This is a genomic window from Hyphomicrobium sp. (assembly GCF_019744875.1).
Taxonomy (GTDB): Bacteria; Pseudomonadota; Alphaproteobacteria; order Rhizobiales; family Hyphomicrobiaceae; genus Hyphomicrobium_C.
Genome location: NZ_JAIETU010000002.1, coordinates 728,311 through 751,173, shown reverse-complemented (window position 1 = coordinate 751,173; position 22,863 = coordinate 728,311). Strand labels below are relative to the sequence as shown.

21 protein-coding genes are annotated in these 22,863 nt (G+C 65.0%); 12 read left to right on the top strand and 9 right to left on the bottom strand.

What is annotated here, in order from left to right; translation table 11 throughout:
- Window positions 1–92 precede the first annotated feature (92 nt).
- A complete protein-coding gene (locus K2Y42_RS03615) occupies window positions 93–2,018 on the top strand; it encodes an ABC transporter ATP-binding protein/permease (RefSeq protein ID WP_291148572.1) in 1,926 nt (641 codons plus the stop codon).
- A gap of 82 nt (window positions 2,019–2,100) precedes the next feature.
- Here the strand turns inward: K2Y42_RS03615 and K2Y42_RS03610 are convergent, their stop codons facing one another.
- Window positions 2,101–2,550, bottom strand: a complete 450-nt coding sequence (locus K2Y42_RS03610) for a pseudoazurin (RefSeq protein ID WP_291148569.1) — start codon at window positions 2,548–2,550, stop codon at window positions 2,101–2,103.
- Window positions 2,551–2,712: 162 nt separating this feature from the next.
- Here K2Y42_RS03610 and K2Y42_RS03605 point away from each other — a divergent pair, with 162 nt between their 5' ends.
- Complete coding sequence (locus K2Y42_RS03605) at window positions 2,713–3,378, top strand: hypothetical protein (RefSeq protein WP_291148566.1); 666 nt, start codon at window positions 2,713–2,715, stop codon at window positions 3,376–3,378.
- Between the two features lie 115 nt (window positions 3,379–3,493).
- Here the strand turns inward: K2Y42_RS03605 and K2Y42_RS03600 are convergent, their stop codons facing one another.
- Both K2Y42_RS03600 and serB read right to left on the bottom strand, forming a co-directional pair.
- Window positions 3,494–3,802 (bottom strand): hypothetical protein, encoded by a 309-nt coding sequence (locus tag K2Y42_RS03600; protein ID WP_291148564.1) that lies wholly within the window; start codon window positions 3,800–3,802, stop codon window positions 3,494–3,496.
- Window positions 3,803–3,901: 99 nt separating this feature from the next.
- A complete protein-coding gene (serB, locus tag K2Y42_RS03595) occupies window positions 3,902–4,831 on the bottom strand; it encodes a phosphoserine phosphatase SerB (RefSeq protein WP_291148561.1) in 930 nt (309 codons plus the stop codon).
- 62 nt (window positions 4,832–4,893) lie between these two features.
- Between serB and miaA the strand changes: the two genes are divergently transcribed.
- The 4 genes from miaA (at window position 4,894) to ilvN (ending at window position 8,810) form a co-directional block, all read left to right on the top strand.
- Window positions 4,894–5,826 carry a tRNA (adenosine(37)-N6)-dimethylallyltransferase MiaA gene (gene miaA, locus K2Y42_RS03590; RefSeq protein WP_291148559.1) on the top strand — a complete coding sequence of 311 codons (933 nt, stop codon included), beginning with the start codon at window positions 4,894–4,896 and terminating at the stop codon, window positions 5,824–5,826.
- Window positions 5,827–5,929: 103 nt separating this feature from the next.
- Complete coding sequence (locus K2Y42_RS03585; protein WP_291148556.1) at window positions 5,930–7,696, top strand: acetolactate synthase 3 large subunit; 1,767 nt, start codon at window positions 5,930–5,932, stop codon at window positions 7,694–7,696.
- Window positions 7,697–7,725: 29 nt separating this feature from the next.
- Window positions 7,726–8,256 carry a hypothetical protein gene (locus K2Y42_RS03580; protein WP_291148554.1) on the top strand — a complete coding sequence of 177 codons (531 nt, stop codon included), beginning with the start codon at window positions 7,726–7,728 and terminating at the stop codon, window positions 8,254–8,256.
- 5 nt (window positions 8,257–8,261) lie between these two features.
- On the top strand, window positions 8,262–8,810 hold the full coding sequence (ilvN, locus tag K2Y42_RS03575; RefSeq protein ID WP_291148551.1) for an acetolactate synthase small subunit: 549 nt from the start codon (window positions 8,262–8,264) through the stop codon (window positions 8,808–8,810).
- 11 nt (window positions 8,811–8,821) lie between these two features.
- On the opposite strand, the gene K2Y42_RS03570 is transcribed toward ilvN, so the two are convergent.
- Window positions 8,822–9,322, bottom strand: coding sequence for a DUF1190 domain-containing protein (locus K2Y42_RS03570; RefSeq protein ID WP_291148549.1), 501 nt, complete (start codon window positions 9,320–9,322; stop codon window positions 8,822–8,824).
- A gap of 310 nt (window positions 9,323–9,632) precedes the next feature.
- Here K2Y42_RS03570 and ilvC point away from each other — a divergent pair, with 310 nt between their 5' ends.
- The 3 genes from ilvC to K2Y42_RS03555 all read left to right on the top strand — a co-directional run bounded on the left by ilvC (window position 9,633) and on the right by K2Y42_RS03555 (window position 13,316).
- Window positions 9,633–10,652, top strand: a complete 1,020-nt coding sequence (ilvC, locus tag K2Y42_RS03565; RefSeq protein ID WP_291148548.1) for a ketol-acid reductoisomerase — start codon at window positions 9,633–9,635, stop codon at window positions 10,650–10,652.
- 218 nt (window positions 10,653–10,870) lie between these two features.
- Entirely contained in the window at window positions 10,871–11,116 is a 246-nt protein-coding gene (locus K2Y42_RS03560; protein ID WP_291148546.1) for a hypothetical protein, read from the top strand.
- A gap of 295 nt (window positions 11,117–11,411) precedes the next feature.
- Complete coding sequence (locus K2Y42_RS03555; protein WP_291148544.1) at window positions 11,412–13,316, top strand: EAL domain-containing protein; 1,905 nt, start codon at window positions 11,412–11,414, stop codon at window positions 13,314–13,316.
- Between the two features lie 114 nt (window positions 13,317–13,430).
- On the opposite strand, the gene K2Y42_RS03550 is transcribed toward K2Y42_RS03555, so the two are convergent.
- Window positions 13,431–14,516, bottom strand: a complete 1,086-nt coding sequence (locus tag K2Y42_RS03550; RefSeq protein WP_291148541.1) for a GGDEF domain-containing protein — start codon at window positions 14,514–14,516, stop codon at window positions 13,431–13,433.
- A gap of 380 nt (window positions 14,517–14,896) precedes the next feature.
- A complete protein-coding gene (locus K2Y42_RS03545; protein ID WP_291148539.1) occupies window positions 14,897–15,535 on the bottom strand; it encodes a LysE family translocator in 639 nt (212 codons plus the stop codon).
- A gap of 282 nt (window positions 15,536–15,817) precedes the next feature.
- Here K2Y42_RS03545 and K2Y42_RS03540 point away from each other — a divergent pair, with 282 nt between their 5' ends.
- Window positions 15,818–16,606, top strand: a complete 789-nt coding sequence (locus tag K2Y42_RS03540; RefSeq protein WP_291148537.1) for an SDR family oxidoreductase — start codon at window positions 15,818–15,820, stop codon at window positions 16,604–16,606.
- A gap of 372 nt (window positions 16,607–16,978) precedes the next feature.
- The gene (locus K2Y42_RS03535) at window positions 16,979–18,778 is read left to right on the top strand and encodes an ABC transporter ATP-binding protein (protein WP_291148535.1); all 1,800 of its coding nucleotides are present in this window, start codon (window positions 16,979–16,981) and stop codon (window positions 18,776–18,778) included.
- 63 nt (window positions 18,779–18,841) lie between these two features.
- Here the strand turns inward: K2Y42_RS03535 and K2Y42_RS03530 are convergent, their stop codons facing one another.
- Both K2Y42_RS03530 and ligD (K2Y42_RS03525) read right to left on the bottom strand, forming a co-directional pair.
- On the bottom strand, window positions 18,842–19,708 hold the full coding sequence (locus tag K2Y42_RS03530; protein ID WP_291148533.1) for a pirin family protein: 867 nt from the start codon (window positions 19,706–19,708) through the stop codon (window positions 18,842–18,844).
- A gap of 158 nt (window positions 19,709–19,866) precedes the next feature.
- Window positions 19,867–20,886 carry a non-homologous end-joining DNA ligase gene (gene ligD / locus K2Y42_RS03525; protein WP_291148531.1) on the bottom strand — a complete coding sequence of 340 codons (1,020 nt, stop codon included), beginning with the start codon at window positions 20,884–20,886 and terminating at the stop codon, window positions 19,867–19,869.
- Between the two features lie 77 nt (window positions 20,887–20,963).
- Between ligD (K2Y42_RS03525) and K2Y42_RS03520 the strand changes: the two genes are divergently transcribed.
- The gene (locus K2Y42_RS03520) at window positions 20,964–21,239 is read left to right on the top strand and encodes a transglycosylase (protein ID WP_291148529.1); all 276 of its coding nucleotides are present in this window, start codon (window positions 20,964–20,966) and stop codon (window positions 21,237–21,239) included.
- Window positions 21,240–21,255: 16 nt separating this feature from the next.
- Here K2Y42_RS03520 and ligD (K2Y42_RS03515) read toward each other — a convergent pair whose 3' ends face one another.
- On the bottom strand, window positions 21,256–22,857 hold the full coding sequence (ligD, locus tag K2Y42_RS03515; protein ID WP_291148526.1) for a non-homologous end-joining DNA ligase: 1,602 nt from the start codon (window positions 22,855–22,857) through the stop codon (window positions 21,256–21,258).
- Window positions 22,858–22,863: the final 6 nt, after the last annotated feature.

The following is a 22,863-nucleotide window of genomic DNA, read 5'->3' as shown; positions in this document are numbered from 1 at the left end:
GCTAAGTCTCCGCCTGCCCGGCCACCTGCAAACGGCCGGTAGCGCCGCGCCCGTGATCTGCCCGGGTGCTCCATCCGTATCGTTCGAGGGACATGAGACCTACATCCGTCGCGACATCGCCGGCGAGCCGCAGCGAGCGCCCTGATCTGCTCGGGCTTTCCGCCACGGCCGACCACTGGACCGTTCTCCGGAGTTTGCTGCCCTTCATCTGGCCGCACGGACGCCGCGACCTGCGCATGGAAGTGGCGGGCGCGTTCGTCGTGCTCGTGCTCGCCAAGCTGATCACGGTTGCGGTCCCCATCGCCTTCAAGTGGGCGACCGACTGGCTGGCGGCCGACCTGGCGAAGCCCGAGGTCGCGGCATCCAAAACGCTCGCCTTCGCCATCGCCATGCTGATCGTCGCCTACGGCGTCGGCCGCGTCCTGATGATGGTTCTGAACCAGGTCCGCGACGTGCTGTTCACGCGCGTCGGCCAGCACGCCATTCGCGAGCTGAACAACCGCACGTTCCGCCATCTCCACAAGCTGTCGCTGCGCTTCCACCTGGAGCGGCGCACGGGCGGCCTCTCGCGCGTCATCGAGCGCGGCACGCGCGGCATCGACCTCATCGTGCGCATGGGCGTGATGCAGCTCGCGCCCACCGTCATCGAGCTCGTCCTGGTCGCCGCCCTGCTGGTCTACTATTTCGACTGGACCTATGTGCTCATCCTGATGGTCACGGTGGCTGCCTACATGTGGTTCACGTTCGCAGCGTCCGAGCGGCGCATCGCCATCCGCCGCGAGATGAACGAGAGCGACACCGAAGCGAACACGAAGGCCATCGACAGCCTGCTCAACTTCGAGACGGTCAAGTACTTCGGCAACGAGGAGGCCGAGGCGCGCCGCTACGACGTCTCGATGGCGCGCTACGAGAAGGCGGCCGTAAAAACCTACTACTCGCTCGGCACACTCAACTCCGGGCAGGCCGCCATCTACACGGCCGGCATGACGCTCGTGATGTGGCTATCCGCGCGCAGCGTCATGGCCGGCACGCATACGGTGGGCGACTTCGTGCTGATCAATGCCGTGCTGATCCAGCTCTATATGCCGCTGAACTTCATGGGCATGGTGTACCGCGAGATCAAGCAGGGCCTCGTCGACCTCGAAACGATGTTCGCGCTGCTCGCCGTCAAACCCGATGTCGAGGACAAGCCGGGCGCGGGCGAGCTTGTCGTGCGCGACGGCACCGTGCGGTTCGAGAACGTATCGTTCTCCTACGATGCGGACCGGAAAATTCTGCACGACATCTCATTCGAGGTGCCGGCCGGAAAGATGGTGGCGATCGTCGGCCCCTCGGGCGCCGGCAAGTCGACCATCTCGCGCATCCTGTTCCGCTTCTACGATATCCAGTCGGGAAGCGTGACCATCGACGGCCAGGACATCCGCGACGTGACGCAGCAATCGCTGCGCCGTGCCATCGGCGTCGTGCCGCAGGATACCGTGCTGTTCAACGACACGATCCTCTACAACATTCGCTACGGCCGCCCCGACGCTTCGGACGCGGAGGTGCACGAGGCCGCGCGCCTGGCGCAGATCGACACCTTCATCGCGACCCTGCCCCAGGGCTACAAGACCATGGTGGGCGAGCGCGGCTTGAAACTCTCGGGTGGCGAAAAGCAGCGCGTGGCCATTGCGCGCACGCTCCTCAAGGGGCCGCCGATCCTCATGCTGGACGAAGCGACCAGCGCGCTCGACAGCCATACGGAAAAGGAGATCCAGGATGCGCTGGATCGCGTCGCCGTGGATCGCACGACGCTTGTCATCGCCCACCGGCTCTCGACCATCGTGCACGCCGATCAGATCATCGTGCTCGACAAGGGGCGCCTGGTTGAACAGGGCAGCCATGCCGAGTTGATCGCGCGCAACGGGCTCTATGCGAGCCTGTGGAACCGGCAGCGTCAGGCCGAGAAGGCGCGCGAGGAGCTGGCCGCCGCGCTCGAAGCGGACGCGGCCATGATCTCGCCGCCCCTCGGGAACTGACTGCCGCCCGCGACGGAGCCGCGGACGGCTTCTCGGGCAATCGAGCGGTCACCTGGGACCCAACACCCGGTGACTGCTCGTGCTACTGCGTGATCTTCGCTTTCAGCTCGTCGAAGCGCTTCGTGGCGGATCCGGCAGGCTTGTAGCTGTCGAGCTGCGCCTTGTTGGTCAGGTCGCCCGCCACCACGAGGCCGATCATGCCCATCGGATAATGCGGCAGGCACTTGATGCCGTAGATGCCGGGCTTCTCGATGGTCAGCACGGCTTCCTGGTTGAGCTCGCCCTTGAGCTCCGCCGCGCCTTCCGGCCAAAGACCCGGGATCGTCTCGGCGTTGTGCCCCTTGTTGGTCGGCACGAACTTAACCGTGTCGCCGACCTTGGCGTGGACGACTTCCGGCTCGAACAGCATGAATTTGCCTTTGCCGTTCGCATTCATCATCTTCACGACGTGCTCTTCCGCGCCGGCGGTGCCGGCGAACGAGCCTGCGGTCAAAAGTGCGATGGCGCCTACAAACACAGAACGTAAGGTCATGTTTCCCCCTTGGTTTCGATTCTTGACAACGCAAGTATAGAATATGGGCGCAACTGTCAAATGGTGCATTTCAGCGCGGGTCGCCTCGCGCGGTGATGCTGCTCGCGCGATGACGTTGACGGACGGCCCTTGTCGGGGCGGGCGGAAACGAGCGAGGCGATCGTGACGGAAGAAAGCACACGCCCAATTGCGCGCGCGTGGCAGAGGCTCGGTGCGGCCGTTGCCCAGGTGCGCCCGCCGGTGGTGAGCGCCTTGCGCGCGCTTGCGTCGTGGATCGCGGCCGGTGTCGCCCTCTCGTTTCAAGTCGTGCTCGCCCTCGTGCTCCTGTTCGAGGAGTGGGGATGGCGGCCGCTCGCCGATGCGCTGGCGTGGCTCGCGCGCTTCAGGATCTGGGCGCGCGCCGAGCAGGCCATCGCAAGCCTGCCGCCCTACGGCGCACTCGCCGTTCTCGCACTGCCGACCTCGGTGCTGTTTCCGCTGAAGCTGCTTGCCGTCTATCTCGTCGCGCAAGGCAAGCTCGTTGCCGCGGGCTTTCTGTTCGTGTGCGCAAAGATCGCCTCGACCGCGCTCATCGCGCGCCTGTTCATGCTGACGCGCCCCGCCCTGATGCAGCTCGGCTGGTTCGCGCAGGCCTACAATTGGATCATGCCCTGGAAGGAAGCGCTGTTCGAACGCATCCGCGCGTCGTGGGCGTGGCGCTACGGGCGCATGGTCAAGAACCGCGTCCGCTTGGAGACGAAGCAGGCATGGGCGCGCCTCAAGCCGCAGGTGGCGCTGCTTGCCGATCGCGTGCGCGTTGCGTTGCGGAACGCCTTCGGCCGTGCGTGAGCGTGGGTGGCAGTGACAGATAACCGAACGGCCCTGCGCGCGCGACGCAGGGCTGGCGGTCCGGTCCCGTCCACTCCGCTGAAGGAAGGCGTGCGGGACCAAAAGGGCGGCAAACTCAGTTGTTGCCGGGAAGATCCTTCATCACCTTGCCCGACAGGCTGTTGTCGCCGGGACGCGCCGTCGGCGAGCCTGTACCGGTGCCGGACACGTTGCCGGGCTGATCGCGCATCGCCTTGCCGGACTGGCTGTACTCTTCCGGCTTCTGCGTCGGATGAGCGGTTTTACCGGCGGAATTGTTGCCCGGCAGGTCGCGCATGGCTTTGCCGGAAAGGCTGTTCTCCTCGGGCTTGACCGGCGTTGCGGCGACGGCCACCGAACCGGTGAGGGCCAATAGGAGTGCGGCCACAAAAATGTGCTTGCTCATGATCATCTCCGTTGTTTGACGCACGCGTTGCGGTGCGTGTCAGATGTACGGAGCGCGATCGGGCGGGTTTCAAAAAAGCTGCGATCAGAAAAGCCGCGATCAAGAAACGAAGTTCTCGCGCGTGTAGCCCTGCAGATAGAGCAGCGCCGTAAGATCGCCGTGGCGCACAACGGCGCCGTTCTCGGCAGCGCGCGCCTGCGCGGCGAGATTGGGTTTGGCGCGAAATGCAACGCCGAGACCCGCCGCCGCCAGCATCGCGGCATCGTTGGCACCATCGCCGGCAGCCAGCGTCTGGGTCGAGGTGATCGCGTGCGTCTCAGCCAAACGCGCGAGCGTCTCGGCTTTCGTGGCGGGCCCAACAACCGGCGGCACGACACGTCCCGTCAGCCGGCCGTTGTCCACCTCGAGCACATTGGCGACCACGGTATCGAAGCCGAGGCGTTTGGCGACGGGTTCGGCGAAGATCGTGAAACCTCCAGTCACCAATGCTGTGTGGCATCCGTTCGCGCTCAGCGTCTTGATGAGCGCTTCCGCGCCCGGCATGAGCGTGATGCGCTCCATGAGCGGATCGAGCGCGTGAACATCGAGCCCCGCGAACAGCGCGACGCGGCGCGCGAGTGAGCCTTCGAAATCGATCTCGCCCCGCATAGCGGCTTTCGTGATCGCTTCGATCTCGGAGCGGCATCCGACGAGGTCGGCCATCTCGTCGAGCATCTCCTGCTCGATGACGGTGCTCTCCATGTCGGCGCAGAGCAGCGCCTTGCGAGGCCCCGCGTCGCTGCGCAGAACCGCGAAGTCGACGGGGTAGGATGAGACCGCGCGTTCGACCGCGGCGCGCACGTCGGACACGCTGGCCGCCGTCTCGATGCGCGCGTCCCACGCCTCGCTGGGTGACAACCACCGCACGCAGGCCCCGCCCCGCCCGCCATGGCAGGAGCGCGCCGCGCGGAGCGCCTTGGCGACGATCGTCTCGCTCAGGTTCCCCGATCCCGGCGCGGCGATGAGGACGAGCGTCAGATCGGACAGCATTCCGGATAACCTCGGCTTGCGGGAAGAGATGCCAAGAACAGGTGGCTCGGATAGAAAGCGGCATGACCAAACGCGCACCCATACTGATTGCAGGGCCCACCGCTTCGGGCAAGTCGACTTTGGCGCTGGCGCTGGCCGAGCGCCTCGGCGGCACGATCATCAACGCCGATGCCATGCAGGTCTATCGCGAACTGCGTGTGCTGACGGCGCGCCCCGGCGAGACGGACACGCAACGTGTGCCACATCGCCTCTACGGCCACGTCCCAGGCGCCGAGGCGTATTCGGCGGCGCGTTTCGCGGCCGAGGCCGGAGCCGCCATCGCGGAGGCGCAGCAGGCCGGGCGCGTTCCGATCGTCGTCGGCGGAACGGGGCTCTATTTCATGGCGCTGACCGAGGGGTTGTCGCCGATCCCGCCGGTCCCCGACGACATTCGCAGCCACTGGAGGAGCCGCGCCGCGGAGATCGGGCCGGCCGCGCTGCATGCCGAACTCGCCGCGCGCGACCCTGTGATGGCAGCCCGCCTCCGCCCGACAGATCCACAGCGCCTCGTGCGCGCGCTGGAAGTTCTGGATGCGACCGGCGTCTCGCTCGCCGAGTGGCAGGCCAAGCCGGGCGAGCCGGTTGTGCACGTGGAGGAGGGACGCGCTTTCGTCGTGTCGCGCGACCGCGACGACCTATTCGCCCGCTGCGACGCGCGCTTCGACGCCATGCTGGCCGAGGGCGCGCTCGAGGAGGTGCAGGCGCTTCTGCAACTCGGGTTGAGCCGGGATCTGCCGGTCATGCGCGCGCTCGGCGTTGCGCCACTGGCCGCTGAGATCGCCGGGGCGACCACGCCGGCCGCCGCCGCGGAGGCAGCAAAAGCGGAGACGCGTCGTTACGCCAAACGCCAGATTACATGGCTAAAACGCAATATGATGTCGTGGAAATGGATAAATGCGCAACAAATGAAAAGTTTAGCAGCAGAATTTGGAGATTATGACAACATGTGCTCTTGACCCCGGGCAGGCTTGTCCATAGGGTCCGCGGCAACCTTCGAACCAGGACCGCCCGGCCGCTCGTGCTGAGGCGGTCATTCTATTGCGCGGCTGGAGAGTGGACATGGCACGGACGATGACGGGCGCCGAGATGGTGATCAAGGCGCTCCAGGATCAGGGCGTCGAGCATATTTTCGGCTATCCCGGCGGCGCCGTGCTGCCGATCTACGACGAGCTGTTCCAGCAGGAGAAGGTCAAGCACATCCTCGTCCGCCAGGAAGGCGGCGCGCTGCATGCGGCTGAAGGCTATGCCCGCTCGACGGGCAAGGTCGGCGTCGCGCTGGTGACGTCCGGCCCGGGCGCCACGAACGCCGTCACCGGCCTCACCGACGCGCTGATGGATTCGATCCCGCTCGTCTGCATCACGGGCCAGGTGCCGACGCACCTGATCGGCAACGACGCGTTCCAGGAATGCGACACGGTCGGCATCACGCGCCCCTGCACGAAGCACAACTGGCTCGTGAAGAACATCGCGGACCTGCCGCGCATCCTGCACGAGGCGTTCTACATCGCCAAAGCCGGACGTCCCGGCCCGGTCGTCGTCGACATCCCGAAGGACGTCCAGTTCGCGAGCGGCAACTACGTCGGCCCGTCGAACATCGCCCATAAGACCTACAAGCCGCGCGTCAAGCCGGAGCCGGCCTACGTGCGCGATGCCGTCGACCTGATGGCCTCCGCCAAGCGTCCCGTGTTCTACACCGGCGGCGGCATCATCAATTCCGGCCCGAAGGCGAGCCAGCTCCTGCGTGAGCTTGTCCGTCTCACGGGCTTCCCGATCACGTCGACGCTGATGGGTCTCGGCGCCTATCCCGCGTCCGACAAGCAGTGGCTCGGCATGCTCGGCATGCACGGCACATATGAAGCCAATCTGGCGATGCACGACTGCGACGTGATGATCAACATCGGCGCGCGCTTCGACGACCGCATCACGGGCCGCGTCGACGCGTTCTCGCCGGGCTCCAAGAAAATCCACGTCGACATCGACCCGTCGTCGATCAACAAGAACATCCGCGTCGACCTGCCCATCGTTGGCGATTGCGCCTACGTGCTGGAAGAGATGCTGCGCGTCTGGAAGTCGAAGTCTCCGCAGCTCGACAAGGCCGCGCTGAAGTCGTGGTGGAAGGAGATCGACGGCTGGCGGGCCAAGAAGTCGCTCGCCTACACGAACTCCAAAGACTTCATCATGCCGCAGTACGCCTGCCAGCGTCTCAACGAGCTGACCAAGGATCGCGACACCTACATCACGACCGAGGTCGGCCAGCATCAGATGTGGGCCGCCCAGTTCCTCAACTTCGAGGAACCGAACCGCTGGATGACGTCCGGCGGCCTCGGCACGATGGGCTACGGCCTGCCGGCAGCCATCGGCGTGCAGCTCGCCCATCCGAAGTCGCTCGTCATCGACGTCGCGGGCGACGCGTCGATCCTCATGAACATCCAGGAATGCTCGACCGCCGTGCAGTATCACCTGCCCGTCAAGGTCTTCATCCTGAACAACGAGTACATGGGCATGGTGCGCCAGTGGCAGCAGCTGCTGCACGGCAACCGCCTGTCCGAGAGCTACACCGAGGCGCTCCCCGACTTCGTCAAGCTGGCCGATGCCTACGGCTGGACGGGCATGCGCTGCGATCACCCGGCCGACCTCGACGACGCGATCAAGGAGATGATCAACACCAAGGGGCCGGTGATCTTCGACTGCCGCGTCGCAAAGCTGGCCAACTGTTTCCCCATGATCCCGTCCGGCAAGGCCCACAACGAAATGCTGCTCGGCGAGAACGTCTCCGACGACGACGTCGCCAAAGCGATCGGCAAGGAAGGCAAGGTGCTCGTGTGATCAGGATTTTCGCGTCTCGCGTCGCAGTCATGGCCGCAGCTGGTGCATTGATCGCCGGCACGAGTGCTATGGCGCGCGCCGGCGCCAATCCTGAGCCGCCGAAGGCACCTGCGGCCTCGGAGGCGGCCACCTGGGACCAGGCGGCCAGCATCCGCGCCGCCGCCGAGCGCATCGGGCGCGTGCACCGGGCACGCGGCGCGACGGCGGCCTACGAGCTGATCGAGAATTGCTACAAGACGCACAGTCTCGCATCGACCTACGGCGAGGGTTTTGAATCGTGCATCGCCCAGGACTACCTGGAAACGCGCACGCTCATTCTGGTCTACTCGCGCATGCCGCCCGAGGCGCTGAAGCAGTCGGGCGTGCCATCGCCCCAGCAACTCGCCGACAGCATGGGCCATCGGATATCGACCGCCTTCACCCACTACAAGAAGTCGCAAGCCTACGCCGATGAGGTGAAGCGCCTCGTCGACGTGCACGGCCAGCCGGTTTTCCTCGCCCTCGTTTTTCCCGAAGCGGCAGAGGCGATCGAAAACAAGAAAGCCAAAGAGAAGAAGTAGACGCGATGATCAATACCAATCCCCAGACCCACTACGCGGGCCCCTCCGTCAAGCAGGAGATCGAAACCCGCACGCTGTCGGTCATCGTCGACAACGAGCCGGGCGTGCTCGCGCGGGTCATCGGCCTCTTCTCGGGACGCGGCTACAACATCGACAGCTTGACGGTGACCGAGACCGAGCACGAGAAGCACCTCTCGCGCATCACCATCATCACGCGTGGCACGCCCGCCGTGCTCGAGCAGATCAAGCACCAGCTTGAGCGGCTCGTTCCCATCCACCGCGTGCGCGACCTGACGCTGGAAGGCGTGTCACTCGAACGCGAGCTGGCGCTCGTCAAGGTGAGCGGCAGGGGCGACAAGCGCATCGAGGCGCTCCGCATGGCCGAGATCTTCCGCGCCCAGGTCGTGGACACGTCGATCGATCACTTCGTTTTCGAGGTCACCGGCAAGCCGGGCAAGATCGAGACCTTCATCGGCCTCATGACCGAGCTCGGCCTGGTCGAGGTTTCGCGCACGGGCATCGCCGCGATCGGGCGCGGCGCGGCAGCGATGTGATGCGGCGCGCTTTAGAGCGGCGAGCGTTTGCGTTTGGGTTCGGAGGCCGCGTGCCGCTCCGCAACCGAAACGGCCAGACGCGAGAAGACGAGGTTGCGGTCGTTCGCGAGCAGTACGTCCTTGCTCGAGGTCTGGAAGCCGACGTCGGAGCCCTGGGTCGGGTAGAGGGCTTCCGCACGCGGCGTCGCGCCGAGCGTCACCATGAAGGCCGACAGGCGGATGCGATAGTGCCCGGTCTCGGAGCGCTCGCAGGCGCGTGCGCCGACGGCCTTTTCACAGTCTTCGAGGCTGGTGAAGGTCTTCGCCGTGGATTCGTGTTTCTTGACGGCGCGTTCGATCGCGGCCGCGCACGCGTCCACCGCACCCTTGCCGAACACCGCGCAATCCGAGGCGCTGGCGATCACGCCGCGTTCCTCGGCGACTTTTTCGGATTTCGGCGCGCCGCTGTCGCCGCAACCGGCGAGGGCGGCAGAGATGGCGATCAGGACAAAAGCGTTAAACATCGCGCGCATGGCAACCTACAGTCCGCATACGAAATGGCGGCCTATTCTGCAGCGCGATATGTTTCGGTCAGGTTAAATGGGCGTGCCGGCCGCCCGGCAGGCCGCGCCGGCGCAAAAGCGCCCAGGCCCGTCTTGAGCGTTGAAACTGCGTCACGGGGCGGTGTAACGTCCGCCCACATTTCGGGGGTGCCCCCGGGAGTGTCCCATGGTTCCGGGGCGCTCCATGTTCCCGGGATACCTGTGTTTCCCGGGTGCCCTACGGCCCAGCCAGCCTGAGCCCCATCCATCTTCCTAGAATCTCCAACCGCAAGAGAGAACGATGCGCGTCTATTACGATCGTGATGCCGACATTAATCTGATCAAGTCCAAGAAGGTTGCCATCGTCGGCTACGGCAGCCAGGGACACGCGCACACCCTCAATCTGCGTGACTCGGGCGTGAAGGATATCGCTGTCGCCCTCCGCAAGGGCTCCGCGTCCGCCCAGAAGGCTGAGAAGGAAGGCCTCAAGGTCATGGAGGTGGCGGACGCCGCCAAGTGGGCCGACGTCATCATGATGCTGACGCCGGACGAGCTCCAGGCCGACATCTATCGCGATCATCTTGGCCCGAACATGAAGCAGGGCGCCGCCCTGCTGTTCGCGCACGGCCTCAACGTCCACTTCAACCTGATCGAACCGCGCGCCGACCTCGACGTCGGCATGGTCGCCCCGAAGGGCCCCGGCCACACCGTCCGTGGCGAGTACCAGAAGGGCGGCGGCGTGCCGTGCCTCATCGCCGTCCATCAGGACAAGAGCGGCAACGCCCATGATCTTTTCCTGTCGTATGCCTCGGCTGTCGGCGGCGGCCGTTCGGGCGTGATCGAGACGACGTTCAAGGAAGAGTGCGAGACGGATCTTTTCGGCGAGCAGGCCGTGCTTTGCGGCGGCCTCGTCGAGCTGATCCGCGCCGGCTTCGAAACGCTGGTGGAAGCCGGCTACGCCCCGGAGATGGCCTACTTCGAGTGTCTCCACGAGGTGAAGCTGATCGTCGACCTGATCTACGAAGGCGGTATCGCCAACATGAACTACTCAATCTCGAACACGGCCGAGTGGGGTGAGTACATGTCGGGTCAGCGCGTCATCACGCCGGAAACCAAGGCCGAGATGCAGCGCATCCTCAAGGAAATCCAGACGGGTCAGTTCACGAGCCAGTGGATGCAGGAATGCAAGGCCGGCCAGGCCCGCTTCAAGGGCATCCGTCGCAACAACGACAGCCACCAGATCGAAGAAGTCGGCGCCCGTCTGCGCGCGATGATGCCGTGGATCGCCAAGAACAAGCTGGTCGACAAGGGTCGCAACTAAGAAGCCCGGCCCGATCGAAGACCAGCTCGAACGAAAAACCCGGCCTGCGCCTCCTGAACCAGGGGCCGCAGGCCGGATCGCTCATATCAGCAGCCCGCCTTTGTTGCGCGAAGTCCGCGCCCGAAGGCGGGCTGTTGCGTTTCGGCGAACCTTCTCTGGCAACGGCGCCGGTTTCGGAGCATCCTCGCCGTGCATCAGCAAGTAAGGGAGTGCTGAAGATGAAGCGAGCACTGTTGTCGTTGGGGGTGGCTGTCGCTCTGGCGTTTGCCGGAAGCGTAGCCTGGGATCTGGCGCGGGGACCCGATCACTCGGCCGCCGTCGCGGCCAAGGGCACGAAAACCTGCAAAGCGAAGACCAACGCTGGCAAATTGAAGACGTGGCGATGCGGCGCAGACCAGGCCTGCTGCGTCAACCGGACCACCGATCAGTACGTGTGCGGCATTCCCGGCTTGGGCTGCCTCTAAGCATTTAATATCGCGCGAGAATTGTGAACGGCCTGGCTCGCAAAGCCGGGCCGTTTTCGCAATTTAGGCCCAGAGAAGTGCGTTGCAATGTAAAAAAAATGATGCATCGCAATGAAACGAAAGAGAAAATATACACTGTGCAGTTGGGGGAATTAGAATTTCAGCAACCGGTGGTGTGAAATAACTGTCGGATACCAACTGATTTTCACACGCTCCATTTCTGAGAAGAAATTTAAAGGGACAAGAAAAGATCGAGGGGCCCAGGCTGGAGCGCCTGGGTAATGGAGAGGGCGCGGTGAGTTCGAGGAAGCGGAGCGAGAGCCGAAAGGTTGACGAACGGCTCAGGGATCTGCAGCAGGACGTTCTCGTTGCTGTGGCGTCCGGTGCGCCGCTTCCGAGCGTCATGGCTCTGTTGTGCAAGCGCGCCGAAACGCTCGCGAAGGATGCTGTCTGCTCGATTATCCGCGTCGACGCTGCCGGGTGCCTCCGCCCGCTCGCTGGACCCTCGCTGCCTCAGGAGTACACCGACAAGATCGACGGCGTTGCCATTGGCCCCATGATCGGGTCGTGCGGATCGGCCGCGTTTCTTGGCGAGCCCGTCGAGGTCACCAACGTCAAAACAGATCCGCGCTGGCGCGACTACAAGGACGCAGCCCTCGCGCTTGGCCTGAAGGCCTGCTGGTCGAGCCCCATCAAATCCCACGACGGCCGGGTCGTCGGCACGTTCGCTTTCTATTTCAAGACCGCGCGGCGCGCGAGCAAGCTTGAGAAGCGGATCGTCGAGTCGTGCACGCACGTGTGCAGCCTCGCCATCGAGCACTGGGAAGCGCACGACCACATTCGCAAGCTGGCCTTCACCGATCCCCTGACCGGGTTGGGCAACCGCGCCTACCTGGCGGAAGCATTCCCGGAAATTCTGGCGCGCGCCAAAGAGCGCCAGGAGCCCGTTGCCGTGCTCTTCGTCGACATCGACGGCTTTCGCATGCTCAACGAGGCCCAGGGCCACAAGAACGGCGATCTCCTGTTGCGCAGCGTCGCCGACCGGATTCGCAAGCTCGCGAAAAGCCAGGACGCCATCGCCCGCCTCGGCAGCGACGAGTTCCTGATCGTGTGCGCCGGGCGCAAGCATCGCGCTGAAATCGAAGCGGTGGCGATAGAGCTGAGCGCCGCGCTTGCTGGGCGCCATGCGCTCGAATCCGGCCTGGAAGTGAAGGCCGTCGCCTCGATCGGCATCGCCTGCTATCCCGAAAACGGCGACGACCTGCAATCGCTATTGGGCCATGCCGATACGGCGCTGCGCCGGGTCAAGGCCAGCGGCCGCGCAGATTATGCATTCTACACCGCCCACATGGATGCCGAAAAACTCGCGCAGCGTGCCCTCGAACGGGATGTGTCGACGGCCGCGATGACCGGCCAGCTTTCCGTCGTCTACCAGCCGCAGGCGGACGCTGCGACCGGGGCAATCCAGGGTTTCGAGGCGCTGCTCCGCTGGCAACACCCGATCCACGGGTTCGTATCTCCGATGATCTTCATTCCGGCCGCCGAGGCGTGCGGGGCCATCGAGGATATCGGCGCATTCGTTCTGCGCGAGGCATTGGCCCAGGCAGCGAAGTGGCCGCGCCACCTGCGCGTGGCCGTGAACGCATCTTCGGCTCAGATCATCTGCCCGAGCTTCGCCAAGCTGGTCGAAGACGCGCTTGCGGCAACGGGCGTCGACCCGCGCCGGCTTGAGATCGAGGTAACGGAAAGCCTCTTCATTTACGAGACCGACGCCGCGCTGGCTACGCTGCGGCGCCTGAAGGAGATCGGTGTCAGCGTCGCCATCGACGACTTCGGAACCGGCTATTCCTCGCTGAGCACGCTCCGCTCGTTCCCCTTCGATCGCATCAAGATCGACCGCAGCTTTGTCTTCGACATGGTCACCAACGGAGACGCAGCCGCGATCGTGACCTCCATTCTGGGATTGGGTCGCGCGCTCGGCCGCCCCGTCGTGGCGGAAGGCGTCGAAACCGAGGAGCAGCTTGAGCAGCTGCGCAGCCAGGGCTGCAGCCATGTCCAGGGCTATCTGATCGGCAAGCCGTTGCCGATCGAAAGCTATGCGGACCTCGTTGCACCCAAGACCAAGCGGCGCGCCGCCTCAGCGACCAAGCGCGCAGGCGCGCTGAAGGGCTCGGCAGCCGCCGGCCCCGCTGTCGCCTGATACGGCCCCGGCCCCCAAGCGTTTCCGAAAAAAATGAGACCGGCCTCCCGTGAGAGAGGCGCGGTCTGGTATTGCGCTGGGATAGAACAGCGGCCTGCTTGAAGCGAACAGCCTCTACGTGCCGTACACGGCGACGCGGTTGCGCCCCGCAGACTTTGCATCATAGAGCTTCGCGTCGGCTCGCTGCACGAGGGCCTCGGTGTCGTCGCCCGGACGAAACTGCGCCACGCCGAACGATGCGGTGAGCTGGCCCACTTTCTGGTTGGTTTCCCGGATCGTCAGCTTCTTGGATTCGAAGGCCCGGCGAACCCGCTCGGCAACCGTCTTGGCGGCGTCCTGGTCGGCCATCGGCAGGATGATCGCGAACTCCTCGCCGCCGTAGCGGATGACGGTATCGCCATCGCGAACCCCGGACTCGATCACGCGCGAGAACATCTTGATGATTTCGTCGCCGACCTGATGGCCGAACGCGTCGTTGACGCGCTTGAAGTGGTCGATATCGCAGATGATGAGCGACAGCGGCGTCTTCTTCTGCGTGCAATCGATAATCGCGCGCCCCATCGTAGCATCGAATGCGCGACGGTTGCCGACGCCCGTCAGCGGATCCTGCAGCACGACTTCCTGCGCTTCGTCGAGGCTCGTGCGAAGAACTTCCACCTGCTTGCGTGCGTCTTCGAGCTTTGTGACCAGCTCGGTGCTGTCACGCCGCATGCGTTCGTTTTCGGCAACGAGAAGGCTCACGATCACGCGCACCTGCTCGGCTTCCGTCAGGCCAGCAAGGCGCGTCTGCGCCGTGGCCAGAGACTTCGCATAGCTGGAGTTGGACGTGACATGAGCGCGGATGAGCTCAAGCACCTTGGCCATCTCGCCATCGAGTTTGCGGCTCGCTTTCGCGACGCGATCGGAGGTCGTGCCTCCGCCAAGGCGCCCGGAGAGCTTTGGCAACAGCGTCAGGAAAAGTGCTGCGAAAGCTCCAATGATGGCAAGGCCGATCGCGGCAAGCCCGAGGATCGCGAGCGGATTGTAAGTCGTGTAGACGACCGTCCCTCCGGTACCGATGCTGGACGACTGCAGCCTGCGGAGCGGCGTGAGGTCGAGGTCGGATGCGGCAATGAGAAATGACAGCGTGATAAAGAGAACCGCGGCTCCGGCGATCAATACGCCGCGCGGGGCATTCAATAGGTCATCAAATGATTTCATGAGTCACTTTAAAGGATCGGATTGAAACGTGACCGTGCGCTTCACGGCAAGTCTACGCACCGAACGCTGACTTGTGATGAAGTCGACTATAAGCTAGGCGATTGTGACGTGCACGCCATATGGAATTGGTCGTTAGTCGAAACTGTCGCACGATGCAGCAAGTTCGCCACACCAAACGCATGCGCCACGAATGGCGCATTCCAAAAAGGGGCATCAAGTCCAGGTAGACTAACCGATTCGCTTGCCGGCGGAAATTATTCGGTGAGCGAACGGATTCGCGGCCCGAAGAATGAGCCCCGCCTGGAACCAGACATGAAATCCGATGCCGAAATTGGCGGCGGGTCCAGGCGTTCGTGAGCGCTTGCAGGGGCTTGGCGGATTTACGCGCTTCGCAAGACGTCGCGCGCAAGATCGTACGCAAATGGCGCAGCGCTCGCGACGAGCAGCAGGGCCATGGCGATGTTGAAAGCGAAGATGGCACGCGGGTTGTCGACGAACCTGCGCAACGCGCCGCCGAACGCGGCCCAGATCGTGAGCGCCGCGAAGGCGACCACTGCGAAAATGCCGGCGAGCCAGAACAGCCGGCTCGGCTCCCCGCCGGACGTCGAAAAAGCGGCCGTCGCCGAGAGCGCGATCGCCCAGGCCTTTGGGTTCACCCATTGAAAGGCAGCGCCCGCGAGCGCGGAAAGCGGCCGGGCGGCGGTCTTCCCGTCTCTCGTGGGCACTTCGAACGTCGTGGGCGCGGTCGCGACTTTCCAAGCGAGCCAGAGCATGTAGCACAGGCCCGCAGCCTCAATTGCCGTTTGCAACTCCGGGTGCGCTCGGATGCCGGCGCCGAGCCCAAGCCCGACAGCGAGCACCATGAATGCAAATCCGAAGCTGATCCCGGCAACCAGCCGCAAAGACGCGGCGACGCCGTGGTTCAGCCCGGACGTCATCACAAGCAGATTGTTCGGCCCCGGCGTGATCGACGCCGCAACCGCAAACCCGAGGATGGCAATGAAAACGTCCGGCGACACGGCGGCTTTCTCCGTCGAGACGGCATCGGAGGGCGGCCGCCGCCGATGTGTTTGGGTATGAGCGCGCCGAGCGTCAAGAGTGGCGCCGCGGCCGCGCAGCCGGCGAATATCAGGAAACGGATGGTGTCGCAGCCCCGCGAGATCTTGAATGGCGCGCTCGGGCTCCCGAAATGGCGGGTGTGCCGCCCACGTCGAGCGTAGCATTGCAAACTGCTATGTACGACCTCCCGTTTACAGAGCCCGCCGGCCACGCCCGCGGCGAACCCCGCGAAGGGACCACGCATGAACTTCGAACTCGCCAACAAGACCGCGCTCGTGAGTGCCTCGTCCGGCGGCATCGGCCTCGAAATCGCTCGCTCGCTGGCCGCTGAAGGCGCGCGCGTCGTGATCAACGGACGCACACAGGCGAGCGTCGACAAGGCCATCGCCGACATTCGCGCAAGCCTTCCGCAAGCCGATCTCGTCGCGCTCGCCGCCGACAACGCAACCGCCGCCGGATGCGCCGCGACAATCGCCGCGCTGCCCCAGGCGGACATCCTCGTCAACAACCTCGGCATCTACGAAGCCGTCGGCTTCTTCGAAGAGACGGATGAAGCCTGGCAGCACCTGTTCGAGGTCAACATCATGAGCGGCGTGCGCCTCACGCGCCATTACCTGCGCGGCATGCTCGAGCGCGGACATGGTCGCGTCGTGTTCATTTCGAGCGAGTCCGGCGTCGCACCCGCGCCCGAGATGGCCCACTACAGCGCCACCAAGACGATGCAGCTGTCCATCGCACGCTCCCTCGCCGAGTTGACGAAGAACACCAATGTCACCGTGAACTCCGTGCTGCCGGGGCCGACGCGCACGCCGGGTGTCGAGGAGTTCATCGGCGGCATCTATCCCGGCGTCAGTCAGGCTGACGCCGAACGCCAGTTCATCGCGCAGAACCGCCCCACGTCGCTCATTGGCCGTCTGATCGATCCAAAGGAAATCGGCGATACGGTCGCGTTCGTGTGCTCGAACCGCGCGTCCGCCATCAACGGATCCTGCATTCGCGCCGAAGGCGGCCTCGTCCGTTCGGTGATCTAGAAATCGTGATTTAGAACGTTGCGCGGCCATGGCGCGGCAGGGGATGCCGCGCCATCAAATCGCCGGATAAGCGAGCTAGGTGACAAAACGTGGCAAGGCGCATGCCCTTGCCAGCAAGCCGCGCGGCTGCTAAGTGGGCCGCATCGATCACTCGAACCGGGAGGACAGCATGACGACCACACGCTTGCTTCGTAGCCCGGTATCGATCCGCGTCCGCCACTCTTAAGTCGTACGCGCCCGGGCTCGCCGAAGCGACCCATAGCCCTCAGGGCCTTCTCTCACAATTGAAAATCGGATCGCTGGCGCCCCGCGAGGAGCGCCCCCATCAGCGGTCCCAAGTCTTCGGAGCCGGCGCTTGGCGCCGGAAATGACATGACCACACACCGTCAAAAGCCCGGGCGTTCGGCCATGAGTGCCGTGTTCGCCTACACCTCACGCCATTGGGCCCGGCGCAAACTGTTGCTGGCGCGCGTCGCCGGCGCGATCCTGCTCGCGACCCTGGCCGACGTCTTCATCCCGTTCTTCTCGGGACGGCTCGTCGATGCGCTGTTGCTCGCCGATGCGTCGCGCGACGTTGCGTTGTCGCGCGCGCTGGAGGCGTTCGCCGCCATGGTCGCGCTTGGCGCCGGCATGATCGCGCTACGCCACGTGGGCTGGATGGGCGTGATCCCGCTCTCGCTCGGTATGATGCAGGACATCGCGCAGGAAACGTTCGCGCGTGTGCAGCGGTTCTCGACGGATTGGCACGCCAACAGCTTCTCGGGGTCCGTGATGCGCAAGGTTACGCGCGGCATGTGGGCCATCGACCAGTTGAACGACACGCTGCTTCTGGCGCTGCTGCCGTCGGCCTTCGTGCTCGCGACCACGACCGTGATGCTGGCGGTGCAGTGGCCACTCATGGGCGCCGTCGTTGCTGTCGGCGCACTCGCCTATGTCGTGATGACCATTGTGCTCGCCACGGTCTACATCGCGCCCGCCTCGAAGCTCTCCAATGCGTGGGACACGCGCATGGGCGGCACGCTGGCCGACGCGCTGGGGTGCAATTCCGTGGTTAAGGCCTATGGCGCGGAAGCGCGCGAGGATGCGCGTCTTGCCGCCGTCATATCGCGTTGGAAGCGGCGCACCACGCGCACCTGGTATCGCCATACGCTGTCCGGCACCGGGCAGCACATGGTGCTGCTCACCATTCGCTCGTCTCTGGCGGCCGTCGGTCTGTTCCTGTGGTGGCGCGGCCAGGCGACGCCCGGCGACGTGACGTACATGCTCACGACCTACTTCGTCGTGCACGGCTATCTGCGCGATGTGGGCATGCACGTGCACAATCTCCAGCGTTCGGTGAACGAAATGGAAGAGCTCGTGGAGCTGCACGCTACCCCGATCGGCATTGCTGATCGCGCGGACGCCAAGCCGATTGCCATCGGTGCGGGAGAAGTGCGCTTCAACGCGGTGGACTTCCACTACGGCGCGCACACGACCCCGCTCTACGAGGGGTTGTCGGTCACGATCAAGGGCGGCGAGCGCGTCGGGCTTGTGGGCCATTCCGGCTCCGGCAAGACGACGTTCGTCAAGCTCATCCAGCGCCTGTACGACGTCAACGCCGGCCACATCCTGATCGACGGTCAGGATGTGGCGCAGGCGACCCAGCAGTCGCTGCGGTCGCGGATCGCCATCGTTCCGCAGGAGCCGATCCTGTTCCACCGCACGCTGGCCGAGAACATCGGCTATGGGCGGCCGGGTGCCAGCGTTGCTGAGATCGAGCGCGCGGCCCGGCTTGCCAATGCGCACGATTTCATCGCCCGGTTGCCGAAGGGCTATGAAACGCTCGTCGGCGAGCGCGGCGTGAAGCTGTCGGGCGGCGAGCGTCAGCGCATTGCGCTGGCGCGGGCGTTCCTGGTTGATGCACCGATCCTGATCCTGGACGAGGCGACGTCGAGCCTCGACTCGGACTCGGAGCAGCTCATCCAGGCGGCGATCGCGCGGCTGCTGAAAGGCCGGACGGCGATCGTGATCGCGCACCGGCTGTCGACGGTGCGCGCGCTGGATCGCATCCTGGTGTTCGATCAGGGCCGCATTGTCGAGGAGGGGCCGCACGGCGCGCTGATGCGCAATCCGAACGGCCGCTACCGCCATCTGTTCGAGCAGCAGGCCGGTGACCTTCGCGCGGCGGAGTAATCACGTCTGCTCTCGAAAACTTACCCCACGCCCGCCCCGAAAGGGGGAGGGCGTGGGTGTCTGCTAGTGCGCCGTGGGCGCGACCGTTCCGAAGGTGCCGCGCTGGAAATCGAGCATCGCCTGCTTGATCTCGCCCACGGTGTTCATCACGAACGGCCCCTGCGCCACGACCGGCTCGTCGATCGGCGCGCCGGTGAGAACGAGGATCGTCGCGTCGTTGTTGGCTTCGACGACGATCTCGCCGCCCGAGCGATCGAACCACACGAGCTGCGAGCCGCGCACGATCTCGTCTCCGTTGACGAGAACCGTGCCGTTGAGCACCACCATGGCGGCCGTGTGGCCCTCAGGAGGTGCGAACGTCGCGGTCTTGTCGCGGTTGAGCCGCACGTCCCAGATGTTGATCGGCGTGAACGTCTTCGCCGGTCCCGCCTGGCTCGCGAACTCGCCCGCGATCACGCGCACCCGTCCCGCGTCGCCATCCAGCGCGACGGAGGGAATGTTGCGGTCGAGCAGCGTCTGGTAGCCCGGACTCGCCTTCTTGTCCTTGCCGGGAAGGTTCACCCAAAGCTGGATCATCTCGAGCGTGCCACCCGTGCGCGTGAACGCTTCCGAATGATACTCCTCGTGCAGGATGCCGGAAGCGGCCGTCATCCACTGCACGTCGCCGGGACCGATCGTCCCGCCGCCGCCGGTGGAATCCTTGTGCTCCAGTTCACCCTGGTAGACGATCGTCACGGTCTCGAAGCCGCGATGCGGATGCTGTCCCACGCCGCGCGGCCTGTCGGCCGGCGTGAAGTGCGCAGGCCCCGCGTAGTCGAGCAGCAGGAACGGGCTGAGCATGCTGTCCGGCGACAGCAACGAGCGCACGGGGAAGCCGTCGCCAACCCAATGCTGGCGCGGGTTGTCGCTCACTCCGAGGATCTTTCGCATGACGTGTCTCCTTTCTGGCCGCGCCCGCAGGAAGCAGGGGAGCCTGTGTCGACCGGTAGATGCGCACGCGTGAGCGTCGCAGCAAGGGCTCAGCGCGGCTGCATCGGTTCCTGTTGGGCACCAGTGAAATCCGCCGTGGTATCGAAGACGGGTCGAGATCAAGAACGGCGCTTGCGCCCGCGCGGCGTGCCCGGCCGCGACACCTCGCGCGCCGGCTTGTCCTCGCGCAGCCCCTTGAACGCCGCATGCCGAAGCAGGCCGTCGCCGGTGAGGCCCCGATAGGCGACCTGGGCCACCCGATCGGGCCGCACCCACACCACGCCGCGGCGCTGATCCGCGGTCAACGATCCCGCGAACGGCGAAGCGTCCACCGTCTCCGGTGAAAGCTCACGCCACAACCGGGCGGCGACGGCATGGGTGAACCCCGTCCCGACCCGGCCGGCATAGACGAGGCGCTTCCCCTCGAAGGTGCCAACCACGAGCGCACCCACGGCCTTCGGATCCACGTTCGAGACGAGAAACCCGCCGATGACGTACTCGTCGGTGAAGACGCACTTCGATTTCAGCCAATCGGACTGTCGCCCCGAGCGATAGGCGAGATCGGTGCGCTTCGAGATGATGCCTTCGAGGCCGAGCCTGCAGGAGGCTTCCAGCATCGCCGGTCCGTCGGTCGCGAAGTGCTCGCTGTAGCGCAGCCGTTTTGAACGAGATCGCGCCAGGATCGCAGCCAGCAGCTCCTTCCGGTCAAGCAGCGGCGCGGGGCGGACGTCGACGCCATTGAGATGCAGGAGGTCGAAGCCGATGAACAGCATGTCGTCGGAGCGGCCGACGTCCAGCGCGGCTACGAGATCGACGAAGCTCGTCACGCCCGCCGCAGTCTCGACCACGACCTCGCCATCGATCAGCGCCGATTGAACCGCAAGAGCCTTCAGCGCCTTGGCGACGGAGGAGAAGCGGTCCGTCCAGTCGAGACCGCTGCGGGTGAGAAGCGTGACGGTGCCGTCCGCGATCCGGGCCTGCAGCCGGTAGCCGTCGTACTTGATCTCATGCACCCAGTTGGCGCCATCCGGGGGAGATCTCGCGAGCGTGGCGAGGCAGGGCGGCACGAACGGCGGCGGCGCGGCGGCCTGTTTGGTGGCGCGGCCCTTCGCGCCCGGGCTCTTCGATCGCGGGCTCAATGGAACTTCCAACGTGCAATGAGCATTAGACCTGTCCCCGCCACCGGCAGGGAGACGGATCCAGCGGGAGAGCATCCATGATCGTTACGACTGCCATCGTCACCTTCCTCGTAATCGTCGTGATCGGGATCGTCGTCGGGCTCGCGTTCAACCGCTATGGGCGGAGCTGGCTCGGCCGCCAAGTCGCCGGTGCGACCGGCGCTGGCGATGTCACCTATGCGCTCGTCGGCATCGCAGGCTCGTTCATGGGCTTTCATGTCGGCGTCATTCTCGGTCTGCTTCCTTCCATCCTTCTGTATGTCGCCGCCGTGCTCGGCGCCGCGGTGACGCTATGGCTCTGGCGCGGACGCTGAGCAGACGCGGCACACATCAGGAGGCCACGAGGCGCTTGATGGCGTCCTTGAGCGGCCGGCCGGCCTTGTCGTAGCCCTCCCACGCCTTGGATTTCGCGAGTAGCCGCGGCACGGTCCCGATCGTGAAGCGCATCGGATCGAGCCCTTTGCGCACCTGCGCCCACGTCAGCGGCATGGACACGGGTGCGCCGGGCCGCGCCCGCGGCGAGAGAGGCGCGACCGCCGTCGCCGTGCGGTCGTTGCGCAGGTAGTCGAGAAAGATCTTCCCGCGCCTCAGCGTCTTGGTCATCGTTGTCAGGTAGCGATCCGGGCTGTCGTGGGCCATCGCCTCGCACACCGCGTGGGCAAACGTCTTGGCCTCGTTCCAGCCAAGCTTGTCGCGCGCGCCGACGGTTATCGGCGTCACGACATGAAGCCCCTTTCCTCCCGTGCTCTTGCAAAATGGCACGAGCCCGAGCGCTTCGAGGCGCGCGCGGAGCTCATTGGCGGCCGCGACCACGGCATCGAAAGAGACATCCGGCGCGGGATCGAGATCGAACACGAACCGTCCCGGCTGCTCCGGCGCGTCGGGCGCGCAATTCCAGGGATGGAATTCGAGCGCGGCCACCTGTGCCATCGCGATCAGACCTTCGACGGTATCGATCTGGATGTACGGCTCGCGGTCTCCGGCGACCTTGATGAGCGTCACATGATCGGACGTGCCCCGCATGGCGTGGCGCTGGAAAAACGTCTGGCCGCCGATGCCATCCGGTGCGCGAATGACGGAGCAGGGCCGGCCCGCTATGTGATCGAGCATCCAGGGCCCCACCGCTTCGAGGTAGCGCGCCAGATCGATCTTGCTCTGCGCGGGCTCGGCCTTGGTTTTGGGCCAAAGCTGCTTGTCGGGCTTCGAAATGGTGATACCGCGCACGACGTTCGGGCCCGATGCAGCGGCACCCGACGAGCCCCCCGAACCCGAATGCCAGATCGCGTTGGACTTGGGCTTGGCGGACTTTCCGAGCATGAACGGCTTCGGCGCCTTGCCCTTTCCCTTGGCGATGTCCGCCATGCTGCGGCCGGACGCGACGGAGCGATCCTGGTCGAGAATGCCCTCGCCATCCCCCGCCTTCGCGTAGTCGTCGCGATGCTTGATCAAGAGCCAGTTTGTGCGATTACCGCCGCTGCGGTCATGCTTCATGCGCACGAGAACCCAGCTTCCCTGCAGCTTGCTGCCCGCGAGAACGAACTTGAGATCGCCGTCGCGCAGGGCCTGCAAGGGTGAGGCGTCGCCTTCCGGCATCCAGAAGCCGCGATCCCACAGCATCACCGTGCCGCCGCCGTACTCGCCTTTGGGGATCGTGCCTTCGAAATCGCCGTAGTCGAGCGGATGATCCTCGACCTCGACCGCCAGCCTCTTTTCAGCCGGATCGAGCGAGGGCCCCCGCGTCACGGCCCATGACTTGAAGACGCCGTCGACTTCCAGCCGCAGATCGTAATGCAGCCGCGTCGCGTCGTGCTTCTGGATGACGAAGCGGGGATATTCGGCGGTAGTGACGGCGGCCTTCCCCGAAGGTTCGGCCGTCTTCTCGAAATCGCGCTTGGCCCGGTACTCGGATAGCTTTTTCGCCGCCTTGCCCATCTCCGG

Coding starts and splice junctions, on each gene's coding strand:
- K2Y42_RS03615 (WP_291148572.1), top strand. CDS start 93: ATGAGACCTACATCCGTCGCGACATCGCCGGCGAGCCGCAGCGAGCGC.
- K2Y42_RS03610 (WP_291148569.1), bottom strand. CDS start 2,550: ATGACCTTACGTTCTGTGTTTGTAGGCGCCATCGCACTTTTGACCGCA.
- K2Y42_RS03600 (WP_291148564.1), bottom strand. CDS start 3,802: ATGAGCAAGCACATTTTTGTGGCCGCACTCCTATTGGCCCTCACCGGT.
- serB (WP_291148561.1), bottom strand. CDS start 4,831: ATGCTGTCCGATCTGACGCTCGTCCTCATCGCCGCGCCGGGATCGGGG.
- miaA (WP_291148559.1), top strand. CDS start 4,894: ATGACCAAACGCGCACCCATACTGATTGCAGGGCCCACCGCTTCGGGC.
- K2Y42_RS03585 (WP_291148556.1), top strand. CDS start 5,930: ATGGCACGGACGATGACGGGCGCCGAGATGGTGATCAAGGCGCTCCAG.
- K2Y42_RS03580 (WP_291148554.1), top strand. CDS start 7,726: ATGGCCGCAGCTGGTGCATTGATCGCCGGCACGAGTGCTATGGCGCGC.
- ilvN (WP_291148551.1), top strand. CDS start 8,262: ATGATCAATACCAATCCCCAGACCCACTACGCGGGCCCCTCCGTCAAG.
- K2Y42_RS03570 (WP_291148549.1), bottom strand. CDS start 9,322: ATGCGCGCGATGTTTAACGCTTTTGTCCTGATCGCCATCTCTGCCGCC.
- ilvC (WP_291148548.1), top strand. CDS start 9,633: ATGCGCGTCTATTACGATCGTGATGCCGACATTAATCTGATCAAGTCC.
- K2Y42_RS03560 (WP_291148546.1), top strand. CDS start 10,871: ATGAAGCGAGCACTGTTGTCGTTGGGGGTGGCTGTCGCTCTGGCGTTT.
- K2Y42_RS03550 (WP_291148541.1), bottom strand. CDS start 14,516: ATGAAATCATTTGATGACCTATTGAATGCCCCGCGCGGCGTATTGATC.
- K2Y42_RS03540 (WP_291148537.1), top strand. CDS start 15,818: ATGAACTTCGAACTCGCCAACAAGACCGCGCTCGTGAGTGCCTCGTCC.
- K2Y42_RS03535 (WP_291148535.1), top strand. CDS start 16,979: ATGACCACACACCGTCAAAAGCCCGGGCGTTCGGCCATGAGTGCCGTG.
- K2Y42_RS03530 (WP_291148533.1), bottom strand. CDS start 19,708: ATGCGAAAGATCCTCGGAGTGAGCGACAACCCGCGCCAGCATTGGGTT.
- K2Y42_RS03520 (WP_291148529.1), top strand. CDS start 20,964: ATGATCGTTACGACTGCCATCGTCACCTTCCTCGTAATCGTCGTGATC.
- ligD (WP_291148526.1), bottom strand. CDS start 22,857: ATGGGCAAGGCGGCGAAAAAGCTATCCGAGTACCGGGCCAAGCGCGAT.